This window comes from Paraburkholderia sp. DD10, from assembly GCF_049177125.1.
GTDB lineage: Bacteria > Pseudomonadota > Gammaproteobacteria > Burkholderiales > Burkholderiaceae > Paraburkholderia > Paraburkholderia terricola.
Genome location: NZ_CP185393.1, coordinates 2,778,656 through 2,795,094, shown reverse-complemented (window position 1 = coordinate 2,795,094; position 16,439 = coordinate 2,778,656). Strand labels below are relative to the sequence as shown.

At 65.1% G+C, this 16,439-nt stretch carries 17 protein-coding genes; 6 read left to right on the top strand and 11 right to left on the bottom strand.

The window, feature by feature from the left end; all coding sequences use genetic code 11:
- Nucleotides 1-16 precede the first annotated feature (16 nt).
- Nucleotides 17-1,147 carry an anhydro-N-acetylmuramic acid kinase gene (locus tag ACOCG7_RS27885; RefSeq protein ID WP_073429096.1) on the bottom strand — a complete coding sequence of 377 codons (1,131 nt, stop codon included), beginning with the start codon at nucleotides 1,145-1,147 and terminating at the stop codon, nucleotides 17-19.
- Between the two features lie 204 nt (nucleotides 1,148-1,351).
- Between ACOCG7_RS27885 and tyrS the strand changes: the two genes are divergently transcribed.
- The 3 genes from tyrS to ACOCG7_RS27870 all read left to right on the top strand — a co-directional run bounded on the left by tyrS (nucleotide 1,352) and on the right by ACOCG7_RS27870 (nucleotide 3,851).
- Nucleotides 1,352-2,596: a tyrosine--tRNA ligase gene (tyrS, locus tag ACOCG7_RS27880; RefSeq protein WP_073429095.1), complete on the top strand. Its 1,245-nt coding sequence runs from the start codon at nucleotides 1,352-1,354 to the stop codon at nucleotides 2,594-2,596.
- A 31-nt stretch (nucleotides 2,597-2,627) separates the two neighbouring features.
- Nucleotides 2,628-3,086 (top strand): D-aminoacyl-tRNA deacylase, encoded by a 459-nt coding sequence (gene dtd / locus ACOCG7_RS27875; RefSeq protein ID WP_083083161.1) that lies wholly within the window; start codon nucleotides 2,628-2,630, stop codon nucleotides 3,084-3,086.
- A 105-nt stretch (nucleotides 3,087-3,191) separates the two neighbouring features.
- Nucleotides 3,192-3,851, top strand: coding sequence for a histidine phosphatase family protein (locus ACOCG7_RS27870; RefSeq protein ID WP_083083163.1), 660 nt, complete (start codon nucleotides 3,192-3,194; stop codon nucleotides 3,849-3,851).
- Between the two features lie 59 nt (nucleotides 3,852-3,910).
- On the opposite strand, the gene ruvB is transcribed toward ACOCG7_RS27870, so the two are convergent.
- The 3 genes from ruvB to ruvC all read right to left on the bottom strand — a co-directional run bounded on the left by ruvB (nucleotide 3,911) and on the right by ruvC (nucleotide 6,199).
- A complete protein-coding gene (gene ruvB, locus ACOCG7_RS27865) occupies nucleotides 3,911-4,975 on the bottom strand; it encodes a Holliday junction branch migration DNA helicase RuvB (protein ID WP_073429092.1) in 1,065 nt (354 codons plus the stop codon).
- A gap of 28 nt (nucleotides 4,976-5,003) precedes the next feature.
- Nucleotides 5,004-5,585 (bottom strand): Holliday junction branch migration protein RuvA, encoded by a 582-nt coding sequence (ruvA, locus tag ACOCG7_RS27860; protein ID WP_083083165.1) that lies wholly within the window; start codon nucleotides 5,583-5,585, stop codon nucleotides 5,004-5,006.
- 71 nt (nucleotides 5,586-5,656) lie between these two features.
- Nucleotides 5,657-6,199: a crossover junction endodeoxyribonuclease RuvC gene (gene ruvC, locus ACOCG7_RS27855; RefSeq protein WP_073429090.1), complete on the bottom strand. Its 543-nt coding sequence runs from the start codon at nucleotides 6,197-6,199 to the stop codon at nucleotides 5,657-5,659.
- Between the two features lie 130 nt (nucleotides 6,200-6,329).
- On the opposite strand from ruvC, the gene ACOCG7_RS27850 reads away from it, so the two are divergent.
- A complete protein-coding gene (locus ACOCG7_RS27850; protein WP_083083167.1) occupies nucleotides 6,330-6,569 on the top strand; it encodes a hypothetical protein in 240 nt (79 codons plus the stop codon).
- A gap of 127 nt (nucleotides 6,570-6,696) precedes the next feature.
- Here ACOCG7_RS27850 and purH read toward each other — a convergent pair whose 3' ends face one another.
- The 5 genes from purH to ACOCG7_RS27825 all read right to left on the bottom strand — a co-directional run bounded on the left by purH (nucleotide 6,697) and on the right by ACOCG7_RS27825 (nucleotide 12,498).
- Nucleotides 6,697-8,262 (bottom strand): bifunctional phosphoribosylaminoimidazolecarboxamide formyltransferase/IMP cyclohydrolase, encoded by a 1,566-nt coding sequence (gene purH / locus ACOCG7_RS27845; protein ID WP_083083169.1) that lies wholly within the window; start codon nucleotides 8,260-8,262, stop codon nucleotides 6,697-6,699.
- A 56-nt stretch (nucleotides 8,263-8,318) separates the two neighbouring features.
- Nucleotides 8,319-8,552: a Fis family transcriptional regulator gene (locus tag ACOCG7_RS27840; protein ID WP_006049915.1), complete on the bottom strand. Its 234-nt coding sequence runs from the start codon at nucleotides 8,550-8,552 to the stop codon at nucleotides 8,319-8,321.
- Entirely contained in the window at nucleotides 8,549-9,616 is a 1,068-nt protein-coding gene (gene dusB / locus ACOCG7_RS27835; protein ID WP_073429087.1) for a tRNA dihydrouridine synthase DusB, read from the bottom strand. The genes ACOCG7_RS27840 and dusB overlap by 4 nt, the downstream gene beginning before the upstream one ends.
- Nucleotides 9,617-9,855: 239 nt before the next feature.
- Complete coding sequence (locus ACOCG7_RS27830) at nucleotides 9,856-11,085, bottom strand: UbiH/UbiF/VisC/COQ6 family ubiquinone biosynthesis hydroxylase (RefSeq protein ID WP_083083171.1); 1,230 nt, start codon at nucleotides 11,083-11,085, stop codon at nucleotides 9,856-9,858.
- 6 nt (nucleotides 11,086-11,091) lie between these two features.
- A complete protein-coding gene (locus ACOCG7_RS27825) occupies nucleotides 11,092-12,498 on the bottom strand; it encodes an aminopeptidase P N-terminal domain-containing protein (protein ID WP_083083173.1) in 1,407 nt (468 codons plus the stop codon).
- Nucleotides 12,499-12,842: 344 nt separating this feature from the next.
- Here ACOCG7_RS27825 and ACOCG7_RS27820 point away from each other — a divergent pair, with 344 nt between their 5' ends.
- Nucleotides 12,843-13,457 carry a glutathione S-transferase C-terminal domain-containing protein gene (locus ACOCG7_RS27820; RefSeq protein WP_176035726.1) on the top strand — a complete coding sequence of 205 codons (615 nt, stop codon included), beginning with the start codon at nucleotides 12,843-12,845 and terminating at the stop codon, nucleotides 13,455-13,457.
- Here ACOCG7_RS27820 and ACOCG7_RS27815 read toward each other — a convergent pair.
- The gene (locus tag ACOCG7_RS27815; RefSeq protein WP_152035352.1) at nucleotides 13,406-13,693 is read right to left on the bottom strand and encodes a hypothetical protein; all 288 of its coding nucleotides are present in this window, start codon (nucleotides 13,691-13,693) and stop codon (nucleotides 13,406-13,408) included. The two genes, ACOCG7_RS27820 and ACOCG7_RS27815, sit on opposite strands and share 52 nt — an antisense overlap.
- Nucleotides 13,694-13,793: 100 nt before the next feature.
- Here ACOCG7_RS27815 and ACOCG7_RS27810 point away from each other — a divergent pair, with 100 nt between their 5' ends.
- Nucleotides 13,794-14,552, top strand: coding sequence for a M48 family metallopeptidase (locus ACOCG7_RS27810; RefSeq protein WP_073429084.1), 759 nt, complete (start codon nucleotides 13,794-13,796; stop codon nucleotides 14,550-14,552).
- Nucleotides 14,553-14,682: 130 nt separating this feature from the next.
- Here ACOCG7_RS27810 and lnt read toward each other — a convergent pair whose 3' ends face one another.
- Nucleotides 14,683-16,392, bottom strand: coding sequence for an apolipoprotein N-acyltransferase (gene lnt / locus ACOCG7_RS27805; protein WP_114163161.1), 1,710 nt, complete (start codon nucleotides 16,390-16,392; stop codon nucleotides 14,683-14,685).
- Nucleotides 16,393-16,439: the final 47 nt, after the last annotated feature.

The following is a 16,439-nucleotide window of genomic DNA, read 5'->3' as shown; positions in this document are numbered from 1 at the left end:
GCCCCGTTTCCATTTGTCAGCGAGGATAAATCGCCCCCAGCACGCGTTCCGCGGCCGCACCGGTGACCGCCGGCAGATTGCCCGGCAGGCGCGCCACGCAGCGCATCGCCAGCCAGGCGAACGCTAGCGCCTCGACCTGGCTCGGCGGCACGCCGAGCGCGTCGGTCGTCATTACCGGAACGCCGCTGACGCCGCTGTCCTCCAGCGCCTGCTGCAGCGCCTTCAGAATCTCCGGGTTGCGCGCGCCGCCCCCGCATACGTAGACCGCTCTCGCATCCGACGCATGCCGCTCGATTTCGCGTGCGACCGTCACCGCCGTGAGGGCGACCAGGGTCGCTTGCACATCCGCGGGGGCGAGCGTTGCGAACGGCTGTAGCTTTGCGTCGAGCCATTCCGCATTGAACAGGTCGCGGCCGGTACTTTTCGGCGGCTGCTGCGCGAAAAACGGCTCATCGAGCAAAGCGTTGAGCAGCGTGCGGTCCACCTGGCCGCCCGCCGCGAAATGACCGTTCTCGTCGAAGGGTTTGCCGAGATGGCGTTCGGCCCACTCGTCGAGCAGCGCGTTCGCCGGCCCGCAGTCGAAGCCGCGCACGCTGCCGGTCGCGTTCAGAACCGTGATGTTGCTGATGCCGCCGAGATTGCAGACCACCCGCGTCTCGTCCTTCATGCCGAACACCGTGGCATGAAACGCCGGCACGAGCGGCGCGCCTTGGCCGCCCGCCGCGACGTCGCGGCTGCGGAAATCGGCGATGACGTCGATATGCATCATTTCCGCGAGCAACGCGGGGTTGTTGATCTGCCGCGTGTAGCCTTTTTCCGGCCGATGCCGCACCGTCTGCCCGTGCACGCCGATCGCGCGCACCTCCGGGGCGGATAGGCGTCCGCCGCGCAGCAGTTCGTGGCAGCACACCGTGTAACGGGTCGCGAGCGCGTTGGCGGCCAGCGCCTCGCGTTCGATTTCGTTGTCTCCAGGCTGTTGCAAGGCGAACAGCGCTTCGCGCAAGCCCGCCGCGAAGCCGACAAACGCCTCGGCCAGCACTTCCGGCGGTTTCCCTTGGGCAAATCTGACGGCTACACCGTCCACGCCGTCCATGCTCGTGCCTGACATCAATCCGAAGTAGATGCCGTCTGCGGGGTCTTGCGCCACGTTGCTGCTCCTGTCGATGGTTCGTTGCGTTGGTTGTAGCAGATTCTTGGCGCAAGCGCGGCTGAAGAAAAAACGCGACCGCGCTCACCGCCACGTCCGCACATGGAAATCGTGCGCCGCCGCGCCCGTTGTGGCCGAGTCAATGGGCGCGGCGGCGTGCATCTATGGGACAATCACCCTTTTTCGCGACTTCAAGTTTCCAGCATGAGCACCGAGTCCACCAAGCCCAGTCCCGCTTTTCCGATCACCGACGAAGTCCGTCATGCGCTCGCCGTCACCAAGCGCGGCGTGGACGAATTGCTGATCGAAGAGGAATTCGCGCAAAAGCTCGCGAAGAGCGCGGCGACCGGCACGCCACTGCGCATCAAGCTCGGGCTCGATCCCACCGCGCCGGACATTCACATCGGCCATACGGTCGTGCTGAACAAGATGCGTCAGTTGCAGGACCTCGGTCACACGGTGATCTTTCTGATCGGCGATTTCACGTCGCTGATCGGCGATCCGTCGGGCCGTAACGCCACGCGGCCGCCGCTCACGCGCGAGCAGATCGAATCGAACGCGAAAACCTATTTCGAGCAGGCCGCGCTCGTGCTCGACCGCGACAAGACCGAGATCCGCTACAACAGCGAGTGGTCGATGCCGCTCGGCGCGGACGGCATGATCAAGCTCGCGTCGCGCTACACGGTCGCGCGGATTCTCGAGCGTGAAGATTTCACCAAGCGTTTCCAGAGCGGCGTGCCGATCTCGATCCACGAGTTCCTGTACCCGCTGATGCAAGGCTACGATTCGGTCGCGCTGAACGCCGACCTCGAACTCGGCGGCACGGATCAAAAATTCAATCTGCTGGTGGGCCGTGAGTTGCAGAAGCAGTACGGCCAGGAACAGCAGTGCATCTTGACGATGCCGCTGCTCGAAGGGCTCGACGGCGTCGAGAAGATGTCGAAGTCGAAGAACAACTACATCGGCATCAGCGAAAAGCCGAACGACATGTTCGGCAAGCTGATGAGCATTTCCGACGTGCTGATGTGGCGTTACTTCGAGCTGCTCTCGTTCCGCCCGATGGAAGAGATCGCCGGCTTCAGGAAAGAGATCGAAGCGGGCCGCAATCCGCGTGACTTCAAGGTGATGCTCGGGCAGGAAATCGTCGCGCGCTTTCACTCGCAAGCCGACGCCGAGCGCGCGCTCGAAGACTTCAACCATCGCGCGAAGGGCGGAGTGCCGGACGATATTCCGTCGCTCACGCTGGCCGGCGCGCCGCTCGCGATCGGCCAGTTGCTCAAGCAGGCCAACCTCGTGCCGTCGACGAGCGAAGCGCTGCGCAACATCGAGCAAGGCGGCGTGAAGATCGACGGCGCGACCGTGTCCGACAAGGGCCTGAAGGTTGAGGCCGGCGAGTACGTCGTGCAGGTCGGCAAGCGCCGTTTTGCGCGCGTCACGCTGACGGCCTGATGAGCCGGGCATTGCATTCGGAGCCGCGCCGATGATCGCGCTGATCCAGCGTGTGCGGCACGCGGAAGTGCGCGTGAACGATCGCGTGACCGGCGCGATCGAAGCGGGGCTGCTGGCGCTCGTCTGCGCGGAGCGCGGCGACACGGAAGCCGCAGCCGACCGGCTGCTCGCCAAGGTGCTCGGCTACCGCGTGTTCAGCGACGCGGCCGGCAAGATGAATCTCTCCGTGCAGAATCTCGACGGCGCGGGCCGCGCAGGCGGTTTGCTGCTCGTTTCGCAGTTCACGCTGGCCGCGGATACGAACAGCGGCTTGCGCCCGAGCTTCACGCCAGCCGCGCCACCGGATGAAGGCAAGCGGCTCTTCGATTACTTCGTTGCGGCGGCCCGCGTGAAGCATCCGATTGTGGAGACAGGCGAATTCGGCGCTGACATGCAGGTGTCGCTCGTCAATGATGGGCCGGTGACCTTCTGGCTCCAGGCGAACGCCTAAGCGCGCGTCAACACCAGGCGCGCAACGGCGCGCGCGTCTACTCTCCAGCCGGATTTGCGACAATACCGGCTCGGCATAACCGGCGAATAGCGCCCACTTCATCCCATGACCACGCAGATTCTGTTCATCCGCCACGGCGAGACCGACTGGAACCGCATCAAGCGCATTCAAGGTCACATCGACATTCCGCTTGCGACGACCGGGCTCGAGCAGGCGCAACGCCTTGCGCGCCGCATCGCGAATGAAGCGAAGCAGGGCGCGCGGCTCGATGCGATTTATTCCAGCGACCTGCAGCGCGCGCAGCAAACCGCGCAGCCGATTGCCGAGATGCTCGGCTTGCCGCTGCAACTGCGCGAGGGTTTGCGCGAGCGCTCCTATGGCGCGTTCCAGGGGCATGACAGCGACGAGATCGCCGCGCGTTTCCCCGATGAACACGCGCACTGGCAAACCCGTGATCCGGGTTTCGCACCGCCGGAAGGCGAGTCGCAACGCGTCTTCTACCATCGCGTGCTGCATGCGGTCGAGCCGCTAGTGGCCGCGCATCCTGGCGGACGAATCGCGTGTGTCGCGCATGGCGGTGTGCTCGATTGCGTGCGCCGGTTCGCATGCGCTTTGCCGCTCGATGCGCCGCGTGATTACGCGTTGCTGAATACGAGCGTGAACGTGGTGGATTTTGACGACGGCAAGGCGTCCATCGTGTCGTGGGCGGACGTGTCGCATCTCGATGCGCCCAGCGCGGACGATAGTTTCAAGAAGGTGCTGTAACCGCGAAGTCGATCGGGCGGGGCGCTGGGGCGCGCCGCTTCGAACTGCATGCGCCTGGCTCAGGTCGCGGCCGAATCCCACAAGCCGGGCAGTCCGCTCGACGAGTCCGGCGCGGCGAGACCGAAATGCCGGTAGGTCAGCAGCGTGGCGACCCGCCCACGCGGCGTGCGCTGCAGGAAGCCTTGCTGGATCAGATACGGTTCGAGCACGTCTTCGATCGTGTCACGCTCTTCGCCGATGGCAGCCGCGAGATTGTCGACGCCGACCGGGCCGCCGTCGAACTTGTGCAGAATCGCTTCGAGCAGCTTGCGGTCCATCAGGTCGAAGCCGACCGCGTCCACGTCGAGCATTTTGAGCGCCGCGTCGGCCACTTGCGCGGTGATGTTGCCGTCGGCTTTCACCTCGGCGAAATCGCGCACGCGCCGCAGCAGCCGGTTGGCGATCCGCGGCGTGCCGCGCGCGCGCTTGGCGATTTCAAAGGCGCCGTCCGGATGGATCTGTGCATTCAGCAGCGATGCCGAACGCGTGACGATGCGCGAGAGTTCCTCGGCGTTATAAAACTCCAGCCGCGCCACGATGCCGAAGCGGTCACGCAGCGGATTGGTCAGCATGCCCGCGCGCGTGGTCGCGCCGACCAGCGTGAACGGCTGCAGGTCCAGCTTCACGCTGCGCGCGGCCGGCCCTTCGCCGATCATGATGTCGATCTGATAGTCCTCCAACGCCGGATACAGAATTTCCTCGACGACCGGAGAGAGCCGGTGGATTTCGTCGATGAACAGCACGTCGTTGGCTTCGAGATTGGTGAGCAGCGCGGCGAGATCGCCGGCGCGTTCGAGCACTGGGCCGGACGTTTGCCGCAGATTCACGCCCATTTCCCGCGCGATGATGTGCGCGAGCGTGGTCTTGCCCAAACCAGGCGGCCCGAACAGCAGGACGTGGTCGAGCGATTCCGAACGGCGCCTGGCGGCCTCGATGAAAATTTCCAACTGGCCACGCACTTTTTCCTGCCCGACGTATTCCTCGAGCTGGCGCGGGCGCAACGCGCGCTCGAACGCTTCTTCGTTCGGCGAGACGGGCGTGGCCGCGATGATGCGTTCGGCGGCGAGTTTGTCGGTTTCGATCATGGGTTCATTGTACCGCGCGCGCCTGGCTTCAACCCTTGGACAGCGCCTTCAACGCCAGCTTGATGCCCTCGGAAACGCCGGTGCCGGCCGGCACGTTTTTGACGGCCGCCAACGCTTCTTTCTCGGAGTAGCCCAAGGCAAGCAGCGCGTTGAGGATATCGGGGGCGTGGCCGGATGCCGACGCCGCGCCGGCCGTCGCGCCGAGATCCGCGCCGAGCTTGCCCTTCAGTTCGAGCAGCAGCCGTTCCGCCGTTTTCTTGCCGATGCCCGGCACGCGCGTGAGACGCGCCGCATCCTGCAGCGTGACGGTCTGCGCGAGTTCGTGCACGCTCATGCCCGAGAGCACCGCCAGCGCCATGCGCGCGCCGATGCCGGAAATTTTCAGCAGTTCGCGGAAGGTCGAGCGTTCCTCGGCCGTGCCGAAGCCATACAGCAGATGCGCGTCCTCGCGCACGATCATTTGCGTGAGCAGCACGACACGCTCGCCGGTCGACGGCAGGTTGTAGAACGTGCTCATCGGCACGTCGACTTCATAACCGACGCCGTTGCAGTCGACGAGCAAATGCGGCGGATTTTTTTCCAGCAGAACGCCGGCAATGCGACCGATCATGGGGAGTTCATTCTTGAGAGAAAGGGCGAGTGTAGCGCAGCGAGCGGGCGGCGCGTCGCGCGCTTTTTCGCTTAACCGACGAGGCGTCCGCGCCTGACGCGCAGCCCCTTCTTCGCCAGCGAGGGTGCGATGCCGCCGAGCGTGCTCAGCGTCGATCCGCCGTGAGCGTGGCAGATCGCCATGCCGAGCGCGTCGGCGGCGTCGGTGCTGGGTACGCCGGAAAGACTGAGCAGCCGCACCACCATCTGCTGCATCTGCTCCTTGGTTGCGCGCCCGTAGCCCACCACGGCCTGCTTCAACTGCAACGCGGTGTATTCGGCGACCGGCACGCCGCCCGCCACCAGTCCGCAGATTGCCGCGCCGCGTGCCTGGCCGAGCAGCAAAGTGGATTGCGGATTGACGTTGACGAACACTTTTTCAATCGCCGACTGATCCGGCGAATGCTGGCGAATCAGCGTGGAGATGCCTTCGAAAATGGTGCCGAGACGCGACGGCAGATCCGCGTCGGCGGTCTTGATGACGCCGCTCGCGACATAGCTGAGCGTGTGACCGCTTTGATCGATCACGCCGAAGCCGGTCACGCGCAAGCCGGGGTCGATGCCGAGAATTCTCATGGAGTGCCGCACGCGCGGTAAAAAGCTGGTGCCTGCGATACTACAACGAACGTGCCGCGCGGCGGCCGGCATGCGGCGATGTCGGCGGAATAGAAACTGCTGCTGCATGCGTACAGGGAGGTCATCGCGGATGGAGCGCTATCGTAATGTCAGTGGCGATTCGGGCGTCGCGGCGTATGAGATTGGCGACGACTATGTCGCGGTCCGTTTCAAGGCCGGTGTCGCGTATTGGTACACGGAGGCGAGCGTCGGTGTGAAGCACGTTGCCGCGCTCAAGCGTCTCGCGCGACGAGGGCAGGGGCTCAGCACTTACATCAGCCAGCATCCCGATGTCAGCGGAGGTTACGAGAGAAAGGACCCGGACGATTGAACGGTGCAGCGCACAGGGAATGCAACAAAAAACGGCCCGATGGAAGTCTCCACCAAGCCGTCTCATTCAAGCCAACTGGGTGACCGATGCGCCAATCGAACCGCGCGCCGTGCCCCAAAAGCCGGAATCAATGCCGGAAGTGCCGCACCCCGGTCAACACCATCGCGATGTTGTGCTCGTCCGCCGCGCCGACCACTTCGTCGTCGCGCATCGAGCCGCCCGGCTGGATCACGCACGTCGCGCCCGCGGCCACCACCACATCGAGACCGTCGCGGAACGGGAAGAACGCGTCCGACGCCACGGCCGAACCGGTCAGCGTCAAACCGGCGTTCTGCGCCTTGATGCTCGCGATGCGCGCCGAATCGACGCGGCTCATCTGGCCCGCGCCGACGCCGAGCGTCATGCCGTTGCCGCAGAACACGATGGCGTTCGACTTCACATACTTCGCGACGCGCCACGCGAACAGCAGATCGTCCATTTCCTTCGGCGTCGGGTGACGCTTCGTGACCACGCGCAATTCACGCGGCTGCACGTTCTTCGAATCGAGCGACTGCACCAGCAGACCGCCGCCGACGCGCTTCAGATCGAACGCGTTATGGCCTTCGCCCAAGGCGATTTCGAGCAGACGCACGTTCTGCTTGGCCGCGAACACCTGGCGAGCCTCGACGCTGAACGACGGCGCGATCAGCACTTCGACGAACTGCTTGGCCACGGCTTGCGCCGCCGTTTCGTCCACTTCGCGGTTGAACGCGATGATGCCGCCGAACGCCGAGGTCGGATCGGTCTGGAACGCCTTGGCATACGCTTCGTTCGCGTCCGAGCCCACCGCCACGCCGCACGGATTGGCGTGCTTGACGATCACGCAGGCCGGCACGTCGAAGGTCTTCACGCATTCCCACGCCGCGTCGGAATCCGCGATGTTGTTGTACGACAGTTCCTTGCCTTGCAACTGGTTGTAGTTCGCGAGCGCGCCGGCCGGCACGGACAGGTCGCGATAGAACGCGGCGCTTTGGTGCGGGTTTTCGCCGTAGCGCAGGTCCTGCACCTTGTTGAACGCGAGATTGAAGGTGGACGGATACGTGTTGCGCGACGCGTGTTGCAATTCGTCGGTCAGGCTCGTCAGGTAGTTCGTGATCGCGCCGTCGTATTGCGCGGTGTGCGCGAATACCTTGGTGGCGAGGCGGAAGTTCGTCTTGTACGACACCGCGTTGCCGTTCGCGCGCATTTCCTCGAGCACCACCGCGTAGTCCGCCGGGTCGACCACCACCGTCACGTCGCGATGATTCTTCGCAGCCGAGCGCAGCATGGTCGGGCCGCCGATGTCGATGTTCTCGATCGCGTCTTCCAGCGAGCACGCTTCCTTCGACACCGTCTGCACGAACGGGTACAGGTTCACGACCAGCAGGTCGATTGTCGGAATGTCGTGCTTTTCGAGCGCAGCCATGTGCTCCGGCAGATCGCGGCGCGCGAGAATGCCGCCGTGCACCTTCGGATGCAGCGTTTTCACGCGCCCGTCCAGCATTTCCGGGAAGCCGGTGTAATCCGCGACTTCGGTGACGGAGAGGCCCGCGTCCGCGAGCAGTTTCGCGGTGCCGCCGGTCGACAGGATCTTGACGCCGAGGTCCGACAGCGACTTGGCGAAGTCGACGATGCCGGACTTGTCGGAAACGGAGATGAGCGCTTGCTTGATCATGATGAAGACGAAAAGCCGAAGGGAAACGTGGCAGGGCGCGAAGAAATGACGACGCGCTACAACAAACCGTGCTGTTGCAGCTTCTTGCGCAGCGTATTGCGGTTGATGCCGAGATACTCGGCGGCCAGCGACTGATTGCCGCCGGCCTGCTCGAGCACCACTTCGAGCAAAGGTTTTTCCACGCATGAAATGACCATGTCGTAGACGTCGTGCGGATTGGAGCCGTCGAGATCCTGGAAATAGATGCCCAGGCTGTCGCGGACAGATTGTTCGATGTTGTTCTTGCTCATGCTGCTAGTCGGTCGGTATGGTCCGGCTCGCCGTCGTTGTTGTCGAGCGTTTCGTCGACGTAGACGAGGCGCTCGGAGATCGCCTTCTGTGCGTCGAAGAATTCGTTGACGGCGAGGAGTTGTTCGCGCGTGGTGTCCAGCGTATTCATGCGATGCCGGAACACGTTGGCGCCAGAAAGGCCGCGAGTGTACCAGCCGATGTGCTTGCGCGCAGTGCGCACACCGGTAAATTCGCCGTAGAACGCGTAGTGATCCTCGAGATGCTCGTTCATCACCTGCTGGATTTCGTCGATGCGCGGCGGCGGCAGCAACTCGCCCGTTTGCAGGAAATGTTCGATCTCGCGGAACAGCCACGGGCGCCCTTGCGCGGCGCGGCCGATCATGATCGCGTCGGCGCCGGTGGCGGCGAGCACCTCGCGCGCTTTTTGCGGCGACGTGATGTCGCCGTTGGCGACCACCGGAATGCGCACCGCCGCCTTCACCGCGGCGATGGTGTCGTACTCGGCCTCGCCGTGATACAGGTCGGCGCGCGTGCGGCCATGCACGGTCAGCATCGAAATGCCGGCGGCTTCGGCGAGGCGCGCGATGGTGAGCGCGTTCCGGTTGTCGCGATCCCAGCCGGTGCGGATCTTCAGCGTGACGGGTACCGCGTCGGGGCCGACGCCCACCGCGCCCACCACCGCCTCGACGATGCGCTGCACCAGCGGTTCGTTCTGCAACAGCGCCGAACCCGCCGCCACGTTGCACACCTTCTTGGCCGGACAGCCCATGTTGATGTCGATGATCTGCGCGCCGTTCGCCACGTTGTAGCGGGCCGCCTCGGCCATCATGGCCGGATCGGCGCCGGCGATCTGCACGGCGATCGGCTCGACCTCGCCCGCGTGGTTGGCGCGGCGCATGGTCTTTTCGCTTTTCCACAACTGCGCGTTCGAGGCGACCATTTCCGACACCGCATAGCCCGCGCCCAGCCGCTTGCAGAGCTGCCGGAACGGCCGGTCGGTCACGCCGGCCATCGGGGCGACGAACAGGTTGTTACGCAGATTGTGGGAGCCGAGAGTGGGCATGACGTGGACGCGCGCGCAACCGATTGTTCAATTTCGTCAATCGGAGCATTCGCGAAATGCAAGGGAAAACCGCTATTTTAGCGTTAACGGATAACCGGGATTCGACATGTGTCGACCGTAACCCATTAAATCTTCTATGAAAGCGGGCCGGTTCATAGAGCCGCCGCCGTTTGCGCCGCTTGCTCCAAGCGCCCGGAAAACCGCGCAAAAAAACCGCGCGGCGCAAGCGGGCGGTGCGCTCAGCGGCGCTGTCCGAACATCATCTGACGCGCCAGCGCGGTTTTCACCGGCGGCACGAATTCGAGCGCGGTGAGCGCGAGGCCGCGCATGATCGCGAGCGGCGCAAAGTCGATGGTGAACAGTCGCGCGAGCGTGTCGGTGGCGCCGATCGTCATGCGCCGGTCGAGCGCGCGGCGTTGCGCGAAAGTCGCGAGGGCGAGCGGCGTCGGGCCTTCCGCGGATAGCGCGTCGGCGAGCGCGTGCGCGTCGCGCAGGCCGAGATTCAAACCCTGGCCCGCCACCGGATGCAGCGTCTGCGCCGCGTTGCCGATCGCGACGACGCGGCCCTTCACGAGCGTATCCACCGCGTTCAGTCCGAGCGGAAACGACGCGCGTCCCCGGATCTGCGTGAAGCGGCCCATCCGGTCGCCGAAGGCGGCGCCGAGTTCGCGCAGGAATTCGTCGTCGGAAAGCTGCGTGCGGCGCGCGGCTTCCTCGGGCGCGCAGCACCACACCAACGCGTAATCCGCGCCGCGCACGCCGCCCATCGGCAGGAGCGCGATCGGCCCTTGGGACGTGAAGCGCTCCCACGCCACGTGCGGCTGCGGTGCCGATGCGCTGACCGTGCCGACCAGCGCGGTTTGTCCGTAGTCGCGCGTGTCGCCCGCCGCCGCGCTCTTGCCGGCTTTCTTCTGATCGCCGAACAGGCCGCCTTCGGCGTTCACCAGAATGCGGGTGCGCAAATGCCGCGTGACGCCCGCGGTTTCGATCGGCAGCGTGACGCCGTCGTGTTCCTGCGTGGGCGCGGCGGCGGAGGTGGAGCGGAACCAGTGCACGGGCGTGGCATGCACCGCTTGCGCGAGACCGTGGACGATCGAGCCGTAGCGCAGCACGTAGCCGAGCGCCGGCAAGCCGTGCTCGCGCTGGTCGATCAGCGTGCGGCCGAAGTGTCCGCGCTGCGACACGTGAATGCGCTCGATCGCGGTGGCGTCGGCGGGCCAGTTCAGCGGCTCCAGAATCATCCGGCTGCCGTGCGACACGGCGATCGCGCGCGGATCGGCGATCGAATCCTCCGGCTCGCGCGCGTCGACGAGCGCGATCTTGAGCGCATGCGTCGCGCTGCGGCGCGACAGCCAGCCGGCGAGCGCCAGCCCGACCGGACCGGCGCCGACGATCGTCACGTCGAAATCGAATGACTGAGCGGAGGCGGCGGGCTTCAGAATCACCGCCGACTGGGAAACGTCGTTCATCGCGGATTACGTCCTCGTTTCATGGGCCGCGCGGGCTTCCTGCATGAGCGCCTCGATCTCGTCGGCGGCTACCGGCACGTCGCGCGTCATCAGCTCGCAGCCGGTCGGCGTGACGATCGCGTCGTCCTCGATGCGGATGCCGATATTCCAGTAGCGCTCCGGCACGCCTTCGGCCGCACGGATGTATAGGCCCGGCTCGACGGTCAGCGTCATCGACGCCTGCAGCGTGCGCCACGGCAGCGCGCCCGCTTCGTCGCGCGGCGCGCCGCGCTCGCGGTAGTCGCCGACATCGTGCACGTCCATGCCGAGCCAGTGGCCGGTGCGGTGCATGTAGAAGGGCGCGTAGGCGCGCTCGGCGATCACGTCGTCGACCGAGGCGAACTTCGTGCGTTCGACGATGCCGGTGTCGAGCAAGCCTTGCGACAGCACGCGCACGGCGGCCTGGTGCGGCTCGTCGAAGCTGGCGCCGGGACGCGTGGCGTCGACGGCGGCCTGCTGCGCGGCCAGCACGATGTCGTAGAGCTCGCGCTGCGCCCGCGTGAAGCGGCCGCTCGCCGGAAAGGTGCGGGTGATGTCGGACGCGTAGCCGTCGAGTTCGCACGCCGCGTCGATCAGGATCAGGTCGCCGTCCTGGGCAATCGCGTTGCCTGCCGGGTAATGCAGCACGCAAGCGTTGGCGCCCGCCGCGACGATCGATGTGTAAGCCGGCGCCTGCGCGCCGAATTTGCGGAACGTGTAGAGCAACTCGGCTTCGAGTTCGTACTCGCGCACGCCAGGGCGGCACGCGGCCATCGCGCGGCGATGCGCTTGCGCGGAAATCCGCCCCGCGCGGCGCATGACGGCGAGTTCGTGGTCGTCCTTGAAGAGTCGCATGTCGTCGAGCAGCGGCATCAGGTCGCGCGCGGCGCCGGGCGCCGCGACGCCGCTGCGGCCCTGCGCGCGCACCGCCTCAAGCCAGCCGCGCACTTGCTCATCCAGTTGCGCCGACGTGCCGAGCGCGTAATGCACCGACGGCTTGTCGGCGAGAAGCCGAGGCAGTTGCGCATCGATTTCGCCGACGGCGAATGCGGCGTCGAAGCCGAACGCCGCGCGCGCGCCTTCCGGGCCGAAGCGGAAGCCTTCCCACGTCTCGCGCTCGACGTTTTTCTCGCGGCAGAACAGGATCGACGCCGGCTCGCCGGTCGCGGCGCTGGCGTCGAGCACCAGCAATGCCTCGGGTTCGGTGAAGCCGGTCAGGTAATAGAAGTAGCTGTCGTGCCGGTACGGATAGTCGGCATCACGGTTGCGCACCGTTTCGGGCGCGGTGGGGACGATGGCGACGCCGCCGCCCGCGGCGCGCAGCGCGGCGAGTACGCGCTCGCGGCGCGTGCGGTAGACGTCGATGGCGATGGTGGGTTCGGTCGGCTGGTTCATCGTGCGATTGTAGCGCCCAATGCGGCGACCTATTTGGCGGGGCTACTGGCGCGCAGGCCCGTGAGGGCGCTCGGGCCCACGACGTGGTGGAGGCCGCCGCCCGGCCCCCGTGGCCGCTACACCGCGCCAACGTAAGACAGCGCGATGGCCGCCCATGCATGCCGTCCGCGCGCCCCTTGCCGCCGCGTTGGCCGTTCGGCCGGCTAGACGCAGAACGAGCGACGGGGCAATGTTGCAATCCATCCACAGCGAGTCTGCATGCGGCTCGCGAACATGCGGCGTGCTGCTCGGGAATGCCGCCAAGCCCTTATACTTTCGCCGAATTCAAGAAAAGGCAGATGGTCATGATGAAACTCATCGGTTCGCTCGCCAGCCCCTTCGTGCGTAAAGCGCGGATCGTGCTGGCCGACAAGAAGATCGACTACGAACTGGTGCCCGAGAACGTCTGGGCGCCGGACACGAAGATTCACACCTTCAATCCGCTCGGCAAGGTGCCCTGCCTCGTGATGGAAGATGGCGAAGCGGTGTTCGACTCGCGAGTGATCTGTGAATACGTGGACACGCTGTCGCCGGTCGGCAAGCTGATTCCCCAGTCGGGGCGCGAGCGTGTCGAGGTGCGTTGCTGGGAGGCGCTCGCCGACGGCATGCTGGACGCGGCAGTGCTGATTCGTCTCGAAGGCACGCAGCGCGCGCCCGAGCAGCGCGTGGAAGCCTGGGTCGCGCGGCAGCAGCGCAAGATCGACGAAAGCCTGATCGCGATGTCGCAGGGTTTGGGCAGCAAGCCGTGGTGCGCGGGCAATCACTACACGCTCGCGGACATCGCGGTGGGCTGCGCGCTGGGCTACCTCGACTTCCGCATGCCCGAGTTGAACTGGCGTGAACCGTATCCGAATCTGGACAAGCATTTTCAGAAGCTTTCGCTGCGCCAGTCGTTTATCGACACCGTGCCGGCGAATTGAACGGGCGTTATCGACGTACAAAGGGAATAAGAACCGCATAAGCAGCGAGTAAGCACCGCGCCAGCGATGCGGCCGTCGTGAACGAATGCTTGCCCGAATTCGCGGCAACTTTGAAAATTGAGGTCATTCAAGCTTGCAAAAGCATGAATAAAACCTTGCATCGTGGTAAAAAACGCCTGCTCGTCAGGCGTTTTTTTTGTCTGCGCGCGTGGCGCAATGGCTGATGCAATCGACATACACTGATTTTATTTGTCGGCAGTAGGCGGCCATTGCGAATGGGGCGGCGTATTAAAAGCGCGCCGCCGAAATCAATAACATCGCAAAGAGACTTCCACGATGAAACAGTATCGCCTCGTCATCGCCGCTTCGGCGTTCGCGTTGCTTGCCGCATGCTCCAGTGTCGGCAATGTCGATCCGTCCGCCTTGATCCAGTCCGGCCAGTTGGCCACCCAGGCCGCCACCTTGAGCGACACCGACGTGCGCGCGCTGAGCGACAAGTCCTGCGCGCAACTGGACAGCGAAAACAAGATCGCCGCGCCGAACAGCAAGTACCAGAAGCGCCTCGACAAGATCGCCGCGCAACTGGGCGACAACATCAACGGCACGCCGGTGAACTACAAGGTGTATCTCACGAAGGACGTCAACGCCTGGGCAATGGCCAACGGCTGTGTGCGCGTCTATAGCGGCCTGATGGACATGATGAACGACAGCGAAGTGCGCGGCGTGGTCGGCCACGAAATGGGCCACGTGGCATTGGGCCATACGAAGAAGGCGATGCAGGTCGCATACGCGACCTCGGCGGTGCGCTCGGTGGCGTCTTCAACGGGCGGCGTGGCGGCGGCGCTGTCCGGTTCGCAGCTCGGCGAGTTTTCCGAGAAGCTGATTAACGCGCAATTCTCGCAAGCCCAGGAAAGCGCGGCCGACGATTATTCGTTCGATTTGCAGAAAAAGAAGAAGCTCGATCCGTCGGGATTGGTGACGGCATTTAACAAACTCGCGCAGGCGGACGGCGGCAAATCGAGCATATTGAGTTCGCATCCCGCTTCACCGGCGCGTGCGCAGCATATTCAGCAGCGGATCGCTTCGAATCAGTAACGCCTGATTTATGGAAAACGCGCGCTGGCGGAATCCCGTCAGCGCGCGTTTTTCTATTGAGGGTTGATGTTCGGCGATGAATTCACCGCGCCGCTTTCACGTATAAACGGACGGCGCGGTGACGCAGGATTTACTGCGGCTTATTGTTTCCATTCCGGCGCCGCGTTATCCCCGGCCCGAATGCAAACCCGAACGCCAGCAGCAGCAACGAAACCGCCAGCACCGTATTGTTGCCGCTCGTCACATAGGGCGTGCTGCCCGAAGTGCCTTGCACCGTCAGATCGAGCGAGCCGATCGTGTACGGCGTCAGCCGTCCGAGCACCTTGCCGTTGGCGTCGATCGCGGCGGTCATGCCGGTGTTGGTGGCACGCAGCATGGGCCGGCCCGTCTCCAGCGAGCGCATGCGCGCGATCTGCAAGTGCTGGTCGAGCGCGATGGTGTCGCCGAACCAGGCGAGGTTGGTGGAGTTGATCAGCACGCCGGCTGGCGTGTCGCTCTCGCGGATGGTGCGCGCGATCTCCTCGCCGAAAATGTCCTCGTAGCAGATGTCGACCGCGACCGGCTGGTTATGCACGATGAACGGCTTCTGCACCGGCGCGCCGCGCGCGAAATCGCCAAGCGGAATGCTCATCAGATTGACGAACCAGCGAAAGCCCCACGGCACGAATTCGCCGAACGGCACGAGGTGATGTTTGTCGTAGCGGTACACGTCGCGGGTGCCGGGCGTGACGCCGAACAGACTGTTCGTATAGTCGACCACCCGGCCTTCCGGCGTGATGGTGCCGCCGATCGCGCCGAACAGGATCGCGCTGCCGGTCGAATCCGAGAAATCGCGCACCGCCGACGCGAACCGCGGCGGCAACTGCTGCGCGAGCACGGGAATGGCGGTTTCCGGCGTGATGATGAGGTCGGCGGGCTTTGACGTAATCATCTGCTGATACTGCTCGATCGCGGCGCGCATGCCGGATTCCTCGAACTTCATTTCCTGTTTGACGTCGCCTTGCAGGAGGCGCACCGTCAGTGGCGCGTTGGCGGGCACCGTCCATTGCACGAGCGGCAGCAGCAGGCCGGCCGCGATCAGCGCCAAGGCCATGCCGCCGGGAACCGCGATGCGCGCAATGCGGCGTTCAGAGCCGGTGGGCTGACTGCCGCCGCTGTCGGTCAACACGCGCGCGGGCAGCAGCGGCAGCAGCGCCTGCACGATCAGCGCCGCCGTCAGCGCCAATATCCAGCCGACGCCATACACGCCCGCCACCGGCGCGAAACCGGCGAACGGTCCATCCACCTGTGCATAACCGCTCGCGAGCCACGGAAAACCGGTGAATATCAGGCCGCGCAGCCATTCGCTAATCGCCCAGGCGCTCGCGAAGGCGAGCGCGCCGTGCCACGTCGGCGAGAAGGGTTTGTCGGAGGCCGACGCGCCGTTGCGCGCGTGGCCGGCGCAAAACGACCACACGCCCGCGGCCAGCGCGGGATAGAGCGCCAGATACAAGGAGAACAGCACCACCGCCGCGCCCGCGAGCGGCGCGGCCATGCCGCCGTAGTCGTGCATGCTGACGTACAGCCACCAGACGCCCGAGACGAAGTTGCCGAAGCCGAAGGCGCCGCCCGTCAGCGCGGCGCTTTTCCAGCCGGTGCTGCGCGTGAGCCACGCGAAAAAGAACGTGAAGGTGACGAGTTCGAGCCAGCCGCCATGCGGCGTGGGCGCGAACGACAGCGTGTTCGCCGCACCGGCGGCCAGTGCGACGAGGTAATGCCAGCGGGGGAGTGCGCGGCCGCGGGTGTCGGCGGCAGCGGCGCTCACGCCGCTGCGCGAACGGGTGGTAATCGGGTCGGCCATTATTGCGCGGTCGGCGTGAGGAGTTGGGAAGCGAAGAAACGAAGCCG

Bases quoted from the DNA above. Each gene is read 5' to 3' on its own strand.
- ACOCG7_RS27870 (WP_083083163.1), top strand. From the start codon at position 3,192: ATGACCACGCAGATTCTGTTCATCCGCCACGGCGAGACCGACTGGAAC.
- dtd (WP_083083161.1), top strand. From the start codon at position 2,628: ATGATCGCGCTGATCCAGCGTGTGCGGCACGCGGAAGTGCGCGTGAAC.
- ruvA (WP_083083165.1), bottom strand. From the start codon at position 5,585: ATGATCGGTCGCATTGCCGGCGTTCTGCTGGAAAAAAATCCGCCGCAT.
- ACOCG7_RS27810 (WP_073429084.1), top strand. From the start codon at position 13,794: ATGAAACAGTATCGCCTCGTCATCGCCGCTTCGGCGTTCGCGTTGCTT.
- dusB (WP_073429087.1), bottom strand. From the start codon at position 9,616: ATGCCCACTCTCGGCTCCCACAATCTGCGTAACAACCTGTTCGTCGCC.
- ACOCG7_RS27830 (WP_083083171.1), bottom strand. From the start codon at position 11,085: ATGAACGACGTTTCCCAGTCGGCGGTGATTCTGAAGCCCGCCGCCTCC.
- tyrS (WP_073429095.1), top strand. From the start codon at position 1,352: ATGAGCACCGAGTCCACCAAGCCCAGTCCCGCTTTTCCGATCACCGAC.
- ACOCG7_RS27850 (WP_083083167.1), top strand. From the start codon at position 6,330: ATGGAGCGCTATCGTAATGTCAGTGGCGATTCGGGCGTCGCGGCGTAT.
- ACOCG7_RS27825 (WP_083083173.1), bottom strand. From the start codon at position 12,498: ATGAACCAGCCGACCGAACCCACCATCGCCATCGACGTCTACCGCACG.
- ruvC (WP_073429090.1), bottom strand. From the start codon at position 6,199: ATGAGAATTCTCGGCATCGACCCCGGCTTGCGCGTGACCGGCTTCGGC.
- purH (WP_083083169.1), bottom strand. From the start codon at position 8,262: ATGATCAAGCAAGCGCTCATCTCCGTTTCCGACAAGTCCGGCATCGTC.
- lnt (WP_114163161.1), bottom strand. From the start codon at position 16,392: ATGGCCGACCCGATTACCACCCGTTCGCGCAGCGGCGTGAGCGCCGCT.
- ACOCG7_RS27815 (WP_152035352.1), bottom strand. From the start codon at position 13,693: ATGTCGATTGCATCAGCCATTGCGCCACGCGCGCAGACAAAAAAAACG.
- ACOCG7_RS27840 (WP_006049915.1), bottom strand. From the start codon at position 8,552: ATGAGCAAGAACAACATCGAACAATCTGTCCGCGACAGCCTGGGCATC.
- ACOCG7_RS27820 (WP_176035726.1), top strand. From the start codon at position 12,843: ATGATGAAACTCATCGGTTCGCTCGCCAGCCCCTTCGTGCGTAAAGCG.
- ruvB (WP_073429092.1), bottom strand. From the start codon at position 4,975: ATGATCGAAACCGACAAACTCGCCGCCGAACGCATCATCGCGGCCACG.